General features: G+C 39.9%; 17 protein-coding genes. 10 read left to right on the top strand and 7 right to left on the bottom strand.

The window, feature by feature from the left end; translation table 11 throughout:
* Positions 1-175: 175 nt before the first annotated feature.
* The 3 genes from pspC to pspA are packed head-to-tail and all read right to left on the bottom strand — an operon-like array spanning position 176 to position 1,513.
* Positions 176-571, bottom strand: coding sequence for an envelope stress response membrane protein PspC (gene pspC / locus AB4128_RS12940; RefSeq protein WP_055023860.1), 396 nt, complete (start codon positions 569-571; stop codon positions 176-178).
* Positions 558-797 carry an envelope stress response membrane protein PspB gene (pspB, locus tag AB4128_RS12935; RefSeq protein ID WP_119968372.1) on the bottom strand — a complete coding sequence of 80 codons (240 nt, stop codon included), beginning with the start codon at positions 795-797 and terminating at the stop codon, positions 558-560. Before pspB ends, pspC begins: the two co-directional genes overlap by 14 nt.
* Positions 798-817: 20 nt before the next feature.
* A complete protein-coding gene (gene pspA / locus AB4128_RS12930; protein ID WP_055023861.1) occupies positions 818-1,513 on the bottom strand; it encodes a phage shock protein PspA in 696 nt (231 codons plus the stop codon).
* A gap of 178 nt (positions 1,514-1,691) precedes the next feature.
* Here pspA and pspF point away from each other — a divergent pair, with 178 nt between their 5' ends.
* From pspF to fabV, 7 genes are all read left to right on the top strand, one after another.
* Positions 1,692-2,792, top strand: a complete 1,101-nt coding sequence (pspF, locus tag AB4128_RS12925; protein ID WP_372037910.1) for a phage shock protein operon transcriptional activator — start codon at positions 1,692-1,694, stop codon at positions 2,790-2,792.
* 71 nt (positions 2,793-2,863) lie between these two features.
* The gene (locus tag AB4128_RS12920; protein WP_372037909.1) at positions 2,864-4,492 is read left to right on the top strand and encodes an ABC transporter substrate-binding protein; all 1,629 of its coding nucleotides are present in this window, start codon (positions 2,864-2,866) and stop codon (positions 4,490-4,492) included.
* Positions 4,492-5,520 (top strand): ABC transporter permease, encoded by a 1,029-nt coding sequence (locus AB4128_RS12915; RefSeq protein ID WP_080915440.1) that lies wholly within the window; start codon positions 4,492-4,494, stop codon positions 5,518-5,520. The genes AB4128_RS12920 and AB4128_RS12915 overlap by 1 nt, the downstream gene beginning before the upstream one ends.
* Positions 5,510-6,400, top strand: coding sequence for an ABC transporter permease subunit (locus AB4128_RS12910; RefSeq protein WP_055023865.1), 891 nt, complete (start codon positions 5,510-5,512; stop codon positions 6,398-6,400). The genes AB4128_RS12915 and AB4128_RS12910 overlap by 11 nt, the downstream gene beginning before the upstream one ends.
* 4 nt (positions 6,401-6,404) lie before the next feature.
* Entirely contained in the window at positions 6,405-7,412 is a 1,008-nt protein-coding gene (locus AB4128_RS12905; RefSeq protein WP_055023866.1) for an oligopeptide/dipeptide ABC transporter ATP-binding protein, read from the top strand.
* Positions 7,393-8,178 carry an ATP-binding cassette domain-containing protein gene (locus AB4128_RS12900; RefSeq protein ID WP_192022498.1) on the top strand — a complete coding sequence of 262 codons (786 nt, stop codon included), beginning with the start codon at positions 7,393-7,395 and terminating at the stop codon, positions 8,176-8,178. The genes AB4128_RS12905 and AB4128_RS12900 overlap by 20 nt, the downstream gene beginning before the upstream one ends.
* A 105-nt stretch (positions 8,179-8,283) precedes the next feature.
* Positions 8,284-9,486: an enoyl-ACP reductase FabV gene (gene fabV / locus AB4128_RS12895; RefSeq protein WP_065108371.1), complete on the top strand. Its 1,203-nt coding sequence runs from the start codon at positions 8,284-8,286 to the stop codon at positions 9,484-9,486.
* A gap of 87 nt (positions 9,487-9,573) precedes the next feature.
* On the opposite strand, the gene AB4128_RS12890 is transcribed toward fabV, so the two are convergent.
* Entirely contained in the window at positions 9,574-10,308 is a 735-nt protein-coding gene (locus AB4128_RS12890) for a hypothetical protein (protein WP_372037908.1), read from the bottom strand.
* Between the two features lie 249 nt (positions 10,309-10,557).
* Entirely contained in the window at positions 10,558-12,333 is a 1,776-nt protein-coding gene (locus tag AB4128_RS12885) for a flavocytochrome c (protein WP_065108373.1), read from the bottom strand.
* Between the two features lie 386 nt (positions 12,334-12,719).
* Here AB4128_RS12885 and AB4128_RS12880 point away from each other — a divergent pair, with 386 nt between their 5' ends.
* The 3 genes from AB4128_RS12880 to AB4128_RS12870 all read left to right on the top strand — a co-directional run bounded on the left by AB4128_RS12880 (position 12,720) and on the right by AB4128_RS12870 (position 16,096).
* A complete protein-coding gene (locus tag AB4128_RS12880; RefSeq protein ID WP_372037907.1) occupies positions 12,720-13,784 on the top strand; it encodes a porin in 1,065 nt (354 codons plus the stop codon).
* 173 nt (positions 13,785-13,957) lie between these two features.
* Positions 13,958-14,833, top strand: coding sequence for a LysR family transcriptional regulator (locus AB4128_RS12875; RefSeq protein ID WP_055023872.1), 876 nt, complete (start codon positions 13,958-13,960; stop codon positions 14,831-14,833).
* 30 nt (positions 14,834-14,863) lie between these two features.
* Complete coding sequence (locus AB4128_RS12870) at positions 14,864-16,096, top strand: DUF819 domain-containing protein (protein WP_372037906.1); 1,233 nt, start codon at positions 14,864-14,866, stop codon at positions 16,094-16,096.
* Between the two features lie 13 nt (positions 16,097-16,109).
* Here the strand turns inward: AB4128_RS12870 and AB4128_RS12865 are convergent, their stop codons facing one another.
* Together AB4128_RS12865 and AB4128_RS12860 are read right to left on the bottom strand one after the other, a co-directional pair.
* Positions 16,110-16,988, bottom strand: coding sequence for a GyrI-like domain-containing protein (locus AB4128_RS12865; protein WP_372037905.1), 879 nt, complete (start codon positions 16,986-16,988; stop codon positions 16,110-16,112).
* Positions 16,989-17,050: 62 nt separating this feature from the next.
* Complete coding sequence (locus AB4128_RS12860; RefSeq protein ID WP_372037904.1) at positions 17,051-17,644, bottom strand: HAD-IB family hydrolase; 594 nt, start codon at positions 17,642-17,644, stop codon at positions 17,051-17,053.
* Between the last annotated feature and the right edge of the window lie 23 nt (positions 17,645-17,667).

The raw sequence follows: 17,667 nt of genomic DNA, 5'->3' as shown, positions 1-17,667 counted from the left end.
GCTGCAAGAAGTGGTTAAGAATTAATATAACATTAAGGTGAAAGCAGAAAAACTCAAGGGCGGTAAACCGCCCATTGGAATGATTAGTCGAGGCCAATAATGATGAACTTAATTACCAATATTTTTAAACGCGCCTCACGACTAGATTAAACTAAAACAACCTTGATACAGCAAACTACAAGTTATTGATTTCTCTTTTTAAATCAAAATTATCAGAAGTCACATGGCGTTCTAATCGTTGCAGTCTTATTTCTAAAGCATAAAACTGACTATTCACTTCATGTAAAGCTCGTTTAGCGGGTTCTCCAGCCTGCCAAACCTTCTTTTTCACTCCAATATCCTTGTGGTTTTTCGCATGTGTTGTATCTTCTGGTTTAATGTCCAAAATCATCCATAGTGCTATGTATATGACGATTACCGGACCTCCGCCACCCAATAAGAATATTGAGATGGCCAACACACGCACCAACCAGGTTTCAAAGTTAAAGTAATCGGCAATCCCTGCACATACACCTGAAACCTTACCAGTTTTGGGAATACGGTATAAAGTACGACCGTTAGCTTTGCTCATCTTTTCCCCTCCATTCTGGTGCTTCTGTATCTAAAATAGCTTCCAATGTTTCGATTCGCTGGCCCATTTTATCTGCTTGGGCAATTAAATCATTTAGTTGAGTAAACTCCGCCTCAGTGAGCCCCTGGCTCACTTGTCGCTTGCTGCGATAATGAAGAACCAACCAGATAGGTGCCACAATTACTAAAAAAATGATAATTGGGGCAATAAGAAGATCCATATCCATAACTCACCTCTGAAAAAAGTTTACTTGTCTGATTTAGTTTTTGATTTAGGCGCTGACTTTGCTTTAACTTTCGCTTTTAACGCTTCAAGCTCTTCATTAACAGAGTCTTCAGCTTCTAATGCTGCGAACTCATCAGCCAGATTACCTTTTTTACCTAGGTCATAAGCTTCTACTTGTGACTCTAAGCCTTCTACACGACGCTCGTAGTTTTCAAACTTCGCCATCGCATCGTCAATTTTGCTCGAATCAAGCTGCTTTTTCACTTCTAGGCGTGAAGAGGCAGTTTGCTTGCGCATAATAATCGTTTTTTGACGTGCTCTTGCATCATTAAGCTTCTCTTGAAGTTGTTCAACTTCTTGCTTAAGACGGGCAATATGCTCTTCAACTACTTGAAGCTCCATTTCAAGTGTTTCTAGCATGGTCACTGTTTTTTGTTTCTCAACCAGTGCCGCTTTCGCAAGGTCTTCTCTATCTTTAGATAAAGCAAGTTCTGCTTTTGCTTGCCAGTCGATAACTTGTTCTTGTACTCGGCTAATACGGCGGAGTAATTCTTTCTTTTCTGCTAATACTTTTGCAGACGTTGAACGAACCTCTACCAGCGTGTCTTCCATTTCCTGAATAATCAGGCGTACCATTTTTTCTGGATCTTCTGCTTTATCTAATAAAGCGCTGATGTTTGAATTAATGATATCTGCAAAGCGTGAGAAGATTCCCATAATGTTTCCCTCAAATATTTTGTTAGTGTCGAAGTTTATTATTCACAACCTGTGCCAACTTTACAAAAACATTATATTTCAATGATATAACCAAAAAATTAACTTTTTCTTTATTTTAGTGCGTTAGCCAACTATTATGATTTTCACCACTTGTTAGCGTATTAGACTAAAAATTACAGTGACTAGACAATTTGAGCAAGACAATCTTATCGGACAATCTAATGCTTTGTTAGAAGTTTTAGAACACGTGTCTAAAGTTGCCCCACTTTCTAAACCCGTATTAATCATCGGTGAACGTGGTACAGGTAAAGAGTTAATTGCCGAGCGATTACATTACCTATCTGCGCGCTGGGATCAAGAGTTCATTAAACTAAACTGTTCTTCTTTAAGTGAATCTTTATTAGAGAGTGAGTTGTTTGGCCATGAATCTGGTGCTTTTACTGGGGCTAAGGGTAAACATGAAGGCCGATTTGAACGTGCGGATGATGGTACGTTATTTTTAGATGAGCTTGCTAATACCTCTGGTCTTATTCAAGAAAAACTATTACGTGTAATTGAGTATGGTGAATTTGAACGTGTTGGTGGCAGTAAAACGGTACAAACCAATGTCCGTTTAATTTGTGCTGCAAATGAAGATTTACCAACCTTGGCGGAAAATGGTGAGTTTCGCGCAGATTTACTCGATAGACTGGCGTTTGACGTCATTACCTTACCTCCGCTTCGCTGTCGTACAGAAGATATTATGCCGTTAGCGGAATATTTTGCTGTCAGTATGGCAAGACAACTAGATTTAGACTTTTTTGGTGGTTTTAGTCCTGTGGCTATTGAACAACTAATGAGTCACCGATGGCCAGGTAATATTCGCGAGCTTAAAAACGTGGTCGAGCGAAGCGTTTATCGTCGTGGCTCAGAAGGGGATGAAATTGACCATATTATTTTAGATCCATTTGCTTCCCCTTACCGCCCGACAAAACGTGTTAGAACACGAGAACGTCAACAAGAACCTGTCGCTAAGCCAAATATGATTGATGATGCAGCAACATCATCTGAACAAGATAGTAATGTGGAGCCTAGTACTTCAAACAATAATGCTGCAGACAATAAAGTAACCTTCCCGATTAATTTTAAGGAACACACAGAAAACTACGAAGTTGAATTATTAAAAAGTGCTCTTTCTGAAAGCCAATTTAATCAAAAGAAAACAGCTGAGTTACTAGGCTTAAGCTATCATCAACTACGTGGGATATTAAAAAAATATAATCTGTTGGAGAAGGCTTAATATGATATTTGCTCCCAAGTTATTAACACTGCTAAAATAGACACTTATAGTCTAAATAAAATGATGAAAAAATGCGTGTAAATACAGAACGCTGGAATCCATTAGCATTTCTCTGTGTACTATCTTTTTTAGTCACAGCTTGTGGTGAGCTTAATGTTCCGTCAGGGATAGTTTATTGCTCAGAAGGAAATCCAGAAACATTTAACCCGCAACTAATTACATCAGGCACGACGATTGATGCAAGTTCACATCAGCTATATAACCGCCTAATTGAATACAACAATGACTCTTCTGATTACATCCCATCTCTTGCCACTGACTGGCGCGTATCAGAAGATGGTTTACGTTATCACTTCACTTTACGTGAAAACGTACAGTTTCAATATAATGAACTGTTTAACCCGTCTCGCAACATGAATGCGGATGATGTCATTTTCTCTTTTGAGCGAATCATCAATATTGAACATCCCTACCATCTCGTCAGTCGTACCGGTTACCCTTTTTTCCAAAGTATCGACTTTTCCACCTTAGTGACTGACATTGAAAAAGTGAATGACCATGAAGTCATCTTTCACCTTGCCTATAAAGATGCCTCTTTTTTATCTAATCTTGCCACGGACTTTGCCGTAATTTTATCTGCTGAATATGCTGAGCAACAACTCGAGGCTGGCACCCCTGAAAATCTAGATTATTTTGCCATTGGCACTGGGCCGTTTTATTTAGCTGAATACGTCAAAAACGATTACATTCGCTTTAAACGCAATCAGTATTACTGGGGAAAAAATGCAGAAATAGATTTACTTGTATTTGATATTACTCCTAAAAGCGAAGCAAGATTAGCCAAAATTATTACTCAAGACTGCCAAGTCTCAGCCCTGCCTAAAGCCAATGAACTTAAAGTCATAAGCAAACATAAGCACCTAGAGGTCAGTACAAAACCGGGGCTTAATGTTGCCTTTTGGGCATTTAACACCCAAAAGCCTCCTTTAGATGATGTCAGAGTTCGCCAGGCTTTAGCCCATGCTGTAGATAAACAGAATATCCTTAATGTGGTGTACCATGACACAGCTGTTGCCGCGACAGGTATTTTACCACCAGCATCCTGGGCTTATTCAGAAATTGAAGATGCTAATGATTTTGACCCAGAAAAAGCCAAACATTTACTGGATGAAGCAGGAGTAACGGACTTAACATTTGATATTTGGGCGATGCCAGTGGTGCGGATTTACAATCCTAATGCACTAAAAACAGCCGAGTTGATTCAAGCAGACCTTGCCAATATAGGTGTTAAAGTCAATATTGTCAGCTATGACTGGAGTGTATTTACCCAGAAGTTAATTTCCAGTGATTATGATTCCGTACTGATTGGCTGGAATGCCGATAATACTGATCCAGATAACTTTTTTACCCCTCTATTAAGTTGCAGCGCATTAGAATCGAACAATAACCGTTCTCGCTGGTGTTCTGCAGAACTAGATAATATATTAGCCAAAGCAAAAGAAACACGTGTGATGTCAGAGCGTAAGCAACTTTATAGACAAGCTGAGACGTTAATCACCAAGAATGTTCCTATGGTAAATCTTGCTCATGCACAGAAGTTACTGCTTAAGAATACCGACGTTGCTGTTAAAAATGTCAACCCATACGGCGGAATGTCTTTCTCCAATGTGCAATTAGTTAATGAGGAGAAAACTCGCTAATGTGGCGCTACCTACTCCGACGAATTAATCTATTTTTTGCCACTTCATTAGTCATGATGGCAGTGCTATTTTTTGCCACAGGTATGTTCCCTGTAGACAAAAGTTATGCATTAACAGGTATTCAAACCCCGACAGCCGAGCAACAAATTCAGGCCACTGAAGATTATAATCTCGATGGTAACCAACTGAGTCAATTTATTGCTTACCTAAGTCAGCGCTTAAGCGGTAATTTCGGTATATCCATCAACTCTCAACAAAGTGTCGCAGACGAATTGAGTGCCGTTTTACCCGCCTCGTTTGAGCTGTCTATGTTTGCTGGAGTCATTGCGATCTGCTTTGGCGTCCCGTTAGGGGTATTGGCATCTTTAAGTAAAAGTAAGTCGATTCAACGTAGTATTTTAGCCGTAACACTTACAGGCTATTCAATTCCTGTATTCTGGTTAGGATTGACATTATCTCTATGGTTTGGGGTGCAGCTTGAGTGGTTACCCATTTCCGGGCAGATAAATTTATTATATGAAATAGAACCCGTTACTCGGATCATGTTGATTGATATTTTATTGTCAGAAGAAAGCTATCGTATGTCAGCTTTTAAAGATGCACTTTTACATATCATATTACCTGCAGTAACGTTAGCAGTCTTACCCTTTACTGTCGTCATTCGCATTACTCGCCAAGCAATGATGACTGTTATGACTCAAACGTATATCCGCGCAGCTGAGGCTCGAGGGTTAAATACTTACCGTATTTTAATCAAGCACGCCCTTCCCAATGCGCTTATTCCAGTTCTGAAAGCCTTTGGCTTAATGCTCGGTTCATTTGCCAGCTATGGTATCGTTGTTGAAGTTATATTCTCATGGCCTGGTGTAGGTTCTTGGCTTATCAATGGTATTTACCAGCGCGATTACACAGTGATACAAGCTGGGATTTTATCGGTTTCGTTATTGATTATCTTTTTAAGTATTATGATCGAACTTGTGCATACCTCTATTAACCCAATTAATAGGAAAGAAATGTATGCCAATTAATCACCTCTATAAAGAGGAACAGATCACTTCCCCCTTAAGGGAGTTATGGCGTTCATTCGCTAGTAACCCCTTTGCTGTTGCAGGTTTGTGGGCTGTTATTTTCTTATTGATACTCGTCGTCCTTGGCCCTTTGCTGGCTCCTTTTCAGCCAGAGATGCAAAATCCAAATGCGATATTACTACCACCGTCTTGGGATCCAACAGGCCATGTTTCCCATTTTCTCGGCACTGACGACTTAGGCAGAGACTTATTCAGCCGAATTTTACATGGCGTACGACTGACTTTTGGTATGTCGCTTATCGTTGTTGTCTGCGCATTAGTCGTGGGTTTTATTATTGGCTCTTTGTCAGGCATGATGCGTGGATTAAAATCCAGTATCCTTGGCCATCTATTTGATGCACTACTGTCCATCCCATCACTCCTACTTGCTATCTTGGTGGTGGCAGTTACAGGCCCAGGTTTAAGCAATGTTTTTTGGGCTGTTGGCATCGCATTAACACCACAGTTTGTAAGAGCTATTCACCAAGCGGTTCATGAAGAACTGCAAAAAGAGTACGTCACTGCTGCAAGATTGGATGGTGCAAGTTCACTGCAAATTTTCTGGTATGTCATTATGCCCAATGTATGGGAAGTGGTGATCATACAAACCACCATTGCGATCTCGGTGGCGATTCTTGATATTGCTGCCTTAGGCTTTTTAAACCTTGGTGCACAAGCCCCAAGCTCTGAATGGGGCTCAATGATATTTCAAGGGTTAAGCAGTTTGCTCATTGCACCTTGGACAATCACCATTCCAGGCCTTGCCATTTTGTTTACCGTTTTATCCATCAACTTAGTGGGTGACGGACTACGCTCGGCACTAGCGCCGATAAGAAACTAAGCTTATGCCATTACTCGATATCAGAAATCTCACCATTGAGCTTGATACGCCACAGGGCAAAGTCAAAGTCCTTGAAAAGGTCAGTTTAACCATTAACCCTGGTGAAATTCATGGTTTAGTTGGAGAGTCTGGCTCTGGCCGAAGCTTGTTAGCAAAAGCCGTACTCGGAGTACTTGGTCCGAACTGGAACATCATTGCAGATCGTATGATGTGGGATGGACAAAACCTCATGGAAATGTCGACAAAACAGCGCCGCAACCTAATGGGCTCTGATATGACGATGATATTTCAAGACCCATCAGGTAGTTTAGATCCGGTGAAAACCATTGGCAGTCAATTAATCGAGTCGTTAACCCCCAATAAAGCGGTGCCCTTTTGGCGACGTGCTAAAGACACGCGATTAACGGCGCAAAAGTGGTTGCATAAAGTGGGTATAAAACACCCTAAACGCATTATGAAAAGCTACCCTTGGGAGCTATCGGAAGGTGAATGCCAAAAAGTCATGATTGCAATGGCTGTCGCAAATCATCCACGTTTGTTAATTGCCGACGAACCAACAAACTCGATGGAGCTTAGTACTCAAGCGCAAATCTTCCGTTTATTGTCCCAGCTTAACCAATTGCAAAACGTTTCAATTCTACTGGTTAGCCATGAATTAGAAACGCTAGTTAAATGGTGCGATCGCATCAGTATTTTGTATAGTGGTCAAATTATGGAAACGGGGCCGGTAGCTGAGTTAGTTACCTCCCCTTATCATCCATATACCAAGGCTTTATTCAAAAACTTGCCTGAACATACTGGCAAGTTAAAACACAAATCATATTTACCTTCTATGCCAGGTTCATCCCCTTCATTGCAGCACTTACCTGCCGGTTGTCGGCTCGGACCTAGATGTCCAGATGCTGAGCGCCAATGTGTAATACAGCCGAGTCTTACTCACGAAAAAGACCGCTATTATGCCTGCCACTTTCCATACAAGAATGAGATAGAAGATGACAACGCCATTACTTAAAGTGACCGAACTAAGTAAGCGCTATTTTACGGGCTACAAGCGCTTTAAAGCGCAGTACAACCATGCGCTGTCCCCTGTCTCATTTGAATTAGAACGAGGCCAAACACTCGCCATTGTTGGTGAGGTCAGCTCAGGTAAGAGCACCTTGGCTCGGATGTTAGTTGGAGCAGAATCACGTTCTGGCGGAACTATAGAGTTTGAAGGCGAAGCGCTAGAAGCTAAAAACTTAAAACAGCGTTGTAGATTGATTCGAATGATTTTTCAAGACCCTAATACATCACTCAACCCGAGGTTGACCATTGGTGAGCTACTTGAAGAACCACTTAGATTTAATACGGCAATGCCAAGAGCTGAACGAATCGCTCAGGTCGTCGATACGTTACGAAAAGTCGGTTTATTGCCAGAGCACGCTAGTTTTTACCCTCATATGGTATCGGAAGGACAAAAACAGCGGGTCGCAGTTGCTAGGGCATTAATGCTTAATCCTAAAATTATTATTGCTGATGAAGCATTAACCTCACTCGATTTATCGGTGCGTTCGCAAATTTTAAACCTGCTGTTAAAGCTACAAAAAGAGATGGGGTTATCTTATATTTTCGTGACCCACAACCTCAATGTCGTCCGACACTTTAGCGACAAGGTGATGGTGCTCAATAAAGGGATATTGATTGAAAAAAATACCACTGCAGAATTATTTGAAAACCCGCAAGAAGAATACACTCGAAGACTCATTGCTGAGCAAGCTCAGTTAACCGCAAAGCGATAAACTGCTCCAACCACTGAGTTATTTTGGCTTTTTTACTAAAAATAAGTGCCATTTCGATGGCTAACTATTTATCCTAAGGCCAATGTTAAAGGAAAAAGAAAAATTATGATTATTAAACCAAAAACACGCGGCTTTATTTGCACCACAACTCACCCACTAGGATGTGAAGCAAACGTCAAAGAACAAATTGAACTAACCAAAGCCAAAGGTAAAATTGCCAACGGCCCTAAAAAAGTATTAGTTGTCGGTTCTTCAAGTGGTTATGGCTTATCATCACGTATTGCCTCAGCTTTTGGTAGTGACGCAGCCACCATCGGTGTATTCTTTGAAAAACCAAGCACCGAAACGAAACCAGGTACAGCTGGTTGGTATAATTCAGCTTATTTCGATAAATTTGCTAAAGCTGAAGGCCTGTATTCAAAAAGCATTAATTGTGATGCGTTCAGTCACGAAGCTAAGCAAAAAGTCATTGAGCTTATCAAACAAGACTTAGGTCAAATTGATATGGTCGTTTATTCACTGGCATCACCAGTTCGTAAACTACCTGATACTGGCGAAGTCATCCGTTCAAGCCTTAAACCAATTGGTGAAACTTATACAGCAACAGCTGTAGACACCAATAAAAACACCATTATTGAAACATCTGTAGAGCCAGCTACTGAGCAAGAAATTGCTGACACCGTTACGGTAATGGGTGGAGAAGACTGGGAATTATGGATGAATGCACTTAGCGAAGCTGGTGTATTAACCGATAACTGTAAAACAGTTGCTTACAGCTATATCGGCACTGAAATCACATGGCCTATATACTGGCACGGTGCATTGGGTAAAGCTAAAATGGATTTAGATAGAGCTGCACACGCACTGAATACAAAGTTATCTGCGACTGGCGGTTCTGCTAATGTTGCTGTACTCAAAAGTGTAGTGACTCAAGCAAGTTCTGCAATTCCTGTCATGCCGCTTTATATTGCCATGGTCTTTAAAAAGATGCGTGAAGAAGGTGTGCATGAAGGCTGTATGGATCAAATTTATCGCATGTTTAGCGAACGCTTATTCCGTGAAGACGGGCAAGCTGCAGCAACAGATGACAGTAATCGCTTACGTCTTGATGATTGGGAATTACGCGAAGAGATTCAAAAACATTGCCGCGACTTGTGGGCTGATGTAACCACTGAAAATTTAGCTGAATTAACAGATTATAACGAATACAAAGAAGAGTTTTTAAAACTGTTCGGCTTCGGTATAGACGGTATTGATTATGATGCAGACGTAAACCCTAACGTAACGTTTGATGTCATCAGCTTATAATTTAGCGTCGAGAGAATGTTAAATACCAGCAGGGTTTAACCTAATGCTGACACTTAAAAAATCAGCCTCAAATGAGGCTGATTTTTTTTAATATAACTGGCTAATAAACATCCCTAGTTTAACGAGCACACACCCACCCGCTCCCATCATAAATAAATACATATAGAAAAAACCAACGCCCCCCATTGAAGGATCGTTATGAGCTTCTATCGACACTTTAGACACAGCAAATATAAAACAAAAGTTGAGTAGTAAACTGATAATAAAATAGTCACCGAATACAGGACTAAACCCACCTAATGCCGCAAAAGGCATGATCAACAAATCTGAAAATTCTGTTTCATTGGTTTTATACACTTCTAACGCTCGACTCAAGGTCCAAATGATGACCCCGATAAACATGCATAGCGAAACACCTAGTGCGCTAAATACGCTATCTAGAGACAATAAAGGCGTTGCGACTTCCGAAGAGTTTGAAGTATCTGAAGCACCAGAAAAAAAACTTATTATTGTGTATCCGATACCAAAGTTACAAAACCAAGCTGTACCAAAAACAAGCAGACTTTTTACTTCTACAGCGTTACCTGCCGTTTTACGTATGATTTGACTTAGTGCGATACCTAACAGCGCCACAACAGTTAATATGGCAAACGCATAACCAAATTGCTCAAAATAAAAGAATGAAAAACTGGGAGGAATGGTAATAAAGGATTGATGAAACTCATTATCAGACTTTGATTTTTCGCTTGGTTTGTAGACAGTGTAATAAATAATGAAAGGTTGCAAAGCCATCAATAGCATTGCTAAATAGTTAATATCCATATCGTACTTCATTCCATTTTATCGATTGTAATCTTATCAAGGTAGTCAATTACCTTAAAATTATTATACTCATTTACACCTACTTGTATAACGCAGTTAACTTAAAAACAAACAAATTACAAAACACTTTCTGAAACAATAATAGAAATCATTAGCCGCTGACACTCAAGTTTACGCTCTTAAATAAAAAGGCCAAGCTGATGAGACTTGGCCTTGTGGGGATTTAGGGATGATGAATCTAGTTAATTGCTATTTCTTTTCAAGTGCGTGTTTAGCTGCATTTTCGCCAGCTTTACGTCCAAATACCACAGTTTCAGCAATAGCGTTTCCGCCTAAACGGTTATGGCCGTGTAAACCACCTGTCACCTCACCAGCAGCAAATAAACCATCCATTTTCCAGCTTTGCAAGTTAAGCACATTTGCATCGGTATCGACCGCAACGCCACCCATAGTGTGATGGATACCAGGTGCAACTTTAACAGCATAAAATGGTGCTTTAGTTAAGTTAATTGGCATATCTTCACGACCAAAAGCCTCGTCTTTACCACTTGCTTGATACTTGTTGTAATCAGCTGCTGTTTTAGGTAAATCCTTCATACCTGTTATTTTCGCAAGTTCTTCAATGGTATTTGCTTTACTTAGCATTCCTAAATGCTCGTAACCACGCACCATTTTCTTTTTCTCAACTAACTGCTCGTCAAATACCAACCAAGCATACTGATCTTTTTGCTTCAAAATCGCATCAGATGCACGGTCGCGAGTTGTTAATTCACTGATAAAGCGTTGTCCATCTGTATTCACCATAATAGCGCCAACACCACGCACGGTTTCTGAGATAAGAATACGGCTATCTTTACCAATGGTAGGATGCGCCTGAACCCAGTCAATATCAGTCATCGATGCGCCAATTTCTTTAGCCAGTAATACACCGTCACCCGTTGCGGTCACGTTGTTTGAGCTAGTCATATCTTTCATGGTTGGACGATAATAAGCCACCATTTGTTTGTTCATACCGTAACCACCCGTTGCTAACACAACAGAATCCGCAGCGACCATGTTATAACCAGAATGACGGCCATGCACCACAACACCAGCGACTGATTTATCGTCATTTAACACAATTTTTTCTATACGAGAGTTTACACGTACAGGAATATCACGCTCTTTTGCTGCAACGCGTAAAGTATCAATAATATGTGGGCCAACAGATGCACCACCTGAAGGACGATGAGTACGTTCAACACGTGCGCCTCCAGAACGTTTTAAGTCATCCATATTTGCACCTAAAGACTCAAGCCAAGCAACGGCACCAGCAGACTCTTCAGCTAAGATTTGTACCAGTTTAGGGTCGTTTTTATAGCGACCACCTTTCATTGCATCTTCTGCATACCAATCAACAGAATCTTCGATGCCTTTCGCTTTTTGTTGAGGAGTACCGACAGCATTGATACCACCAGCGGCTAACATTGAGTTCCCCCCTGTATAAGGTGCTTTTTCAAACAATACGACATTCGCGCCTGCCATTTTGGCTGAAATTGCAGCGTTAAATCCAGCAGAACCGCCGCCAACAACAATCACATCAACCGTTTCTACTGGGCCTTTATCAATGGCTTTTTGGATTTTGTCTTGGTTCCAATCGCCATCCCACTTTTTCTTCTCTTTAGCATCGGCAAATGGCATTTCCATTTCAAAGTTATGGCAGTTATTACAAGTTAGTTCAGGTTTAGCGTGCCCTGTGTGACAAGACGTACAGTTAATGTCGCCAAGATGAGATGCATGAGGATCAAACTCTAACTTGTCATTGACTAAATCAGCATAGCTACCATGGCAGTCCTGACATTGTGCATTTTCATGAGTCTGGCTATCCGTCATTGATTTCTTAATGTCTTTCATTTTTCCAGTGACGTGACAAGTTTGACAATCACCCATTTCAGTATGAAAAGAGGCTAAATCATTTTTTGCAATTGCACTACCAGACGTAAGCATCATCACTGCTACTGCCGAAGCTAAGTATTTAAGTTTCATGTGTCGTTCCTTTATGAGTTTTTTATATCTCGCTTTTTGTTGCAGCAAGATTACTCACTAAGAGGTAGCAAAACTTCGATCTTCATCAAATTTAATATTTGGTTAAGTTTTTATGAAAACCTGTTCAGTTCTCCTTAAACCGCAACAAAAAACAAACAGCTGTGACCCACATTCAAATAAATAAAATTTGAAATCTCTACGATATTAATCAGCAAATTTAGCAAGCCAAAGTCCGAAAATCTTTTTGATTATTTATACAAAGAGAAAAACAGATTAGGCACTTAACAAGAATCACATAATAAAAATTTAATTCACTAATTAACTAATTCATAACGTTTAAAAAATAAGACTTATATAAAATTTATTTATAGAACATGGGATTGAACATGAAAAAATCGACATTATCACTCGCACTATTAACAATGTTATCTGCAAGCTCATCAGCAGCACTGGCTGATTCTCCACAATTTTATGGCCGTTTAGAAATGGCGCTGACAGAATCGGATAACGGTGCAACAACGCAGAATGGAAAATCTGGCACTGTGCTTGAAAATAATTTTTCTAGATTAGGCGTTCATGGAAGTGAAACAATTGCTAACGATATTGAGGTACTTTATCGCGTCGAGTTACAAGTAAACGCAGCAACAAATGAAGGTAACGATGACTTATTCAAACCAAGAAATACCTATTTAGGTTTAAAAACAAATCTAGGTACAGTGTTAGTTGGTCGAAACGATACTGTCATGAAAACCTCCAAAGGTACTGCAGAAGCGTTTGCACTAACCAACGCAGCTTATAACCGTATGATTGCAGGCCAAGTTCGTAAAGCTGACGGAATAACTTATTACTCACCAAAAGTCGCCGATTTAATTACTTTTAATGCAACTTATTTAATGGATGACAATTATGCTGAATATGATGAAAACGGTGCTCGGACTGATTATAACCAGCAACAGTATGCAGTAAGTCTTATCGCAGGTGACAAGAAACTCAAAAAGCAGGCTTATTACCTCGCAGCAGCATATAACACTATTGGCGGCGTAGACGCTTATCGAGGCGTGGCGCAGGTTAAACTTGGCAACGTGAAATTAGGTGGATTATTCCAAAATACTCAAAGCCAAGCTTACAGTTATAAAGAAGGTAACTCTTACTTCCTTAGTGCCATTTATAATCTCAATGGCGTTAATCTAAAAGCTGAAATTGGCAAAGATGAAGCTGGCTTCGGCAAGTATTTTAAAAATAGTGCTGCCTCTTCAAATGAATATAACCGTGCTACTGATGTCGATATTAGTTCGTTTGTAATTGGTGCTGACTACCGCTTCGCGAAGTCGACAATGGTATTTGCTCATTACGCTAAATATGAAGGTGAATATCGGGTTGAAAATACAGGTCCCGTTATTGATTTAGAAGACGACAATATTTTCACAGTCGGTATTAGATACGACTTTTAATGACGTTTAGCAGCGCTGGAACCTCTCCCTTTTCTAGCGCTGCATTTTAAGTTAAAAGTTTTTACGAAAACTTGAGCGAGGTTACAAAAAAGAAATGCTAATGTCTGATTTTAGAATGGTTTTTAAATACTCAGTTATAATCACTTATATCATTTAAAGACGGTGCATAATTGATGAAAATCACCCTCAAACAATTAACCATTTTTAAAGCTATTCATAGTAATGGACAGATCTCGAAAGCAGCACAAATGCTACATATGTCTGTCCCTGCGGTGAGCATGGCGTTAAAAGAGCTTGAAAGCTCTCTGGGGACTCGATTATTTGAGCGTAGCAGTAACGGACTGACTATTAATGATAATGGTGAGGTCATTTTGCCCTATGCCAATGAGATGCTGTCTAAAGGGACGCAGTTAGAGCAAATGTTTGCAGAACGTAATGCAGTCGGTGGCACAATTAAAGTCGGCAGTAGTAAAACCGCCGGTAACTATATTTTATCTCGTAAAATTCCGCAGTTTAAAAAGCTACATCCTTTGGTTGATATAAAACTGGTTATTAATAACAGTTTAACGATTGAAAAAATGGTCTCAGAAAAAGAGCTAGATTTAGGATTTGTTGATGCCAAACCTGGCCTTAATAACCTTCAGTATGAGCAATGGATTAAAGATAAAATTTGCCTAGTAACAAGTTGTGATAATCCTATTATTAATGAAAATATCACGGCAGAGTTGCTATCAGAACAATTATGGATTCTGGATGAAACCATGTCAGTATCGAGATTACGTAATACACAACTACTGAAAAGCGCTAGAATCAACATTCAGCACGAATTATCAATGAATACTATGGGAGCGATAAAACGCGCGATAGGTACAGGTATTGGCGTCAGCGTCTTGCCATATCTGGCTGTTAAAGAAGAAATAAAGCGTGGTGAAATTGTTGAATTACAATTAGCGAATTGGGATTTTCAACGTAAATATTGGTCAACATACCGCAACGAAGAACCCCTAACTGCTTTATTGGAAGAGTTTATTAGATTCTGTAACCAATAAGCCTCACTTTTAAAGGTTGCCAGCACGATAATGATCACTCAAGACCCCGTTATTTTTGGCTTATTGGCAACCATTATTGGCTTGGTTTTTTTTACCAGTACTTCATCACATCCTATATGGCGTCAAGTATATCGATTTATCCCTGTGATGGTGATGTGCTATGTCCTCCCTTCACTACTTAATACCCTCAATATTGTTGATGCTAGCCACAGTCAACTCAACTCCATTTCATCTAATTATCTTATGCCAGCTTGTTTGGCCTTGTTGATAATCAGTGTCGACATTAAAGCAATTTTATTACTTGGGCCTAAGATTGTTATCTTGTTTTTGTTAGGCAGCTTTGGCGTCATTATTGGCGGTCCATTAACCTTATTGTTGTTTTCTTATATCGCCCCTGAGAGTATTAATTGGGTTGGTGCAGATGCGGCTTGGCGTGGTATGGCAACACTTGCTGGAAACTGGGTAGGCGGAACGGCTAATCAACTGGCGATGAAAGAAGTGTACGAAGTCGATGATAATCTATTCGCCATTATGATTTCTGTCAATGTGGTTTACTCAGCAATATGGATGTCATTTTTATTAATTTGTGCCAATCACGCTAAAGCCATTGATAAAACAATAGGCGCTGATGCCAGTCAATTTAATCAACTAGTCAATGTCACTGAAAACGCTTCAAAGACTAAACTGCAACTCCCAAGTTTACATAGCTATATGCAAATTTTTTGTGTTGCTTTTGGTGTAACTGGACTCGCACATTTTGGGGCAGATATACTCGCCCCATTTTTCGCTGAACATTATCCTGCAACTGAAAAATACAGTTTTACCTCTAGCTTTTTTTGGGTTGTTATTTTAGTCACCACAGTGAGCATCATATTATCTAATACTCGAATCCGTCATCTTGAAGATCTGGGCGCCTCTAAAGTATCCACTGTGATGCTTTACTTTCTGATAGCCAATATGGGACTACAAATGGATTTAACCATGATTGATGACTTCCCAATCTATTTTGCTATCGGGTTCATATGGTTAACCATCCATGCACTGGTGGTCATTATTGCGGGGTTATTGATGAAAGCACCGGTTGCTTATATGGCGATGGCAAGCCAATGCTGTATCGGTGGAGCAGCCTCTTCACCTGTGGTTGCAATGGCATTTCATCGTTCGTTAGCACCCGTTGCCATCATGTTTTCAGTATTTGGCTATGCTTGGGCAACATACATGGCGTGGATTTGTGCCGAAATGATGAGAATCACGGCACATTAAATTCATCTAGCAGTTAATCAAGGCCTAAATAAACTCGTGTGGCCTGTTTTGAAGGCTCTGTGATATTAAGCTGTTCAAATATCAATGGCACATTTTTTAATCGTTGATTTGTTGAACTCAACCATGCTCCATAAAGATACTTTAATTTACGCTCTAGCTCTTTATCAGACCCTAGATGTATAAAAGAAGCATACTTTCCTTCAGGTATACAAGAGTAATAAAAATACTCAGAGTCATTGATAGCAGGCTCTATGCGTTGCTTCTCTAGTGTGTTGATACTCACTGCAATATCAATATGCAATTGCTCTGTTGATTTCGGTTTGCTTTGATATACAAAATTGAATGTTCTACTGCTTGTAGGAGACAGTTGATTGGCTTGACGAAATGCTCTCATCGCCTGAATAGTTTGCGGTAAATACTGTGCTTCAGCCTGATGGCTAATCATTGCGAGATCAATCTTATCAAGTTTACAGTTGTCGATATTCACATCATCAGCAGTTAAATCATTATGCCCTTCTGATAAAGTTTTTAGCGGTTGTTGCTTTTGAAAAAATTGCCCCCAATTAGGTTGACGTTGAAAAGCTTGCGGTGATTGACCAATGGCTTGTGTAAAGTCTGTAATAAAGGCCGTTTCACTTTGATAGCCCACAGACACAGCGACCTCTTTAATTGAAATTGATTTATCAAAGCCTAATTGTTGCCCAGCTTCAAGGTTTCTCAGTAAAGCAATATATTCAGATGATGACGTGTGAAATAAACTCAAAAAAATAAAATCAAAATGATATTCAGGCACCTTAGCAATATCAGACAGTACAGATAAAGCTAGCGGCTTTGACAGGTTTTCATCAATGTGTGCTAACACCTTTTCAAATCTTTGATTAATTGTTTCCATTGACTAAAACTGATTCCTTCTGATTATTTCGCATCTTAATGATTTAACTCGAGTGACGTATTTTACTGTTGAATCTGTTGCCAATTTAAAAAACCGAAATCTGCTAGCGCTAGCATCTGCTTGTCTTCAATCGTATCTCCATAGGCATAAACTGTATCAAAAACATCCAGATTAAATTTAGATTTAACACGCCGAGCCTTTTCAGAGCCTGAGCAGTCACCACCTTTATACATGCCAGTTAAACGTTTACCTTTGGTATTTAGTGTCGCACAAATAAGATGATATTGATGTTTTTCGCACCAGGGGCGTAAATAAGCATCAAGAGAAGCTGAAACAATAACGATGGTATCACCCTGCGCTTTATGCCACTGCAGACGCTCATAAGCTTGCGACATGACGTGTTTATCGAGTGTGTGTGCGTAGTCTGCACCTTGTTGATAAATTTCTTTCTTATTACGCCCACAGAAAGCAAAAAAACTGACGATAGCACGTGTTCTCGAGCCACCTAATAGTTTACTTTTATACATTAAGATTACTGGGAACAACAATACTGTGCATACTATACGACGCCATTTGGGTGCACTTAAATGGATAAAAGGAGTATAGGTATCGTTTTCGGTGATCGTGCCATCAAAATCGAATAGCGCAATGTTCATGAGCATCCTTCTCATCTAGCTGT

Source organism: Shewanella sp. 10N.286.52.A9, from assembly GCF_041468985.1.
Taxonomy (GTDB): domain Bacteria; phylum Pseudomonadota; class Gammaproteobacteria; order Enterobacterales; family Shewanellaceae; genus Shewanella; species Shewanella japonica.
This window is presented reverse-complemented; position numbering and strand designations above follow the sequence as displayed.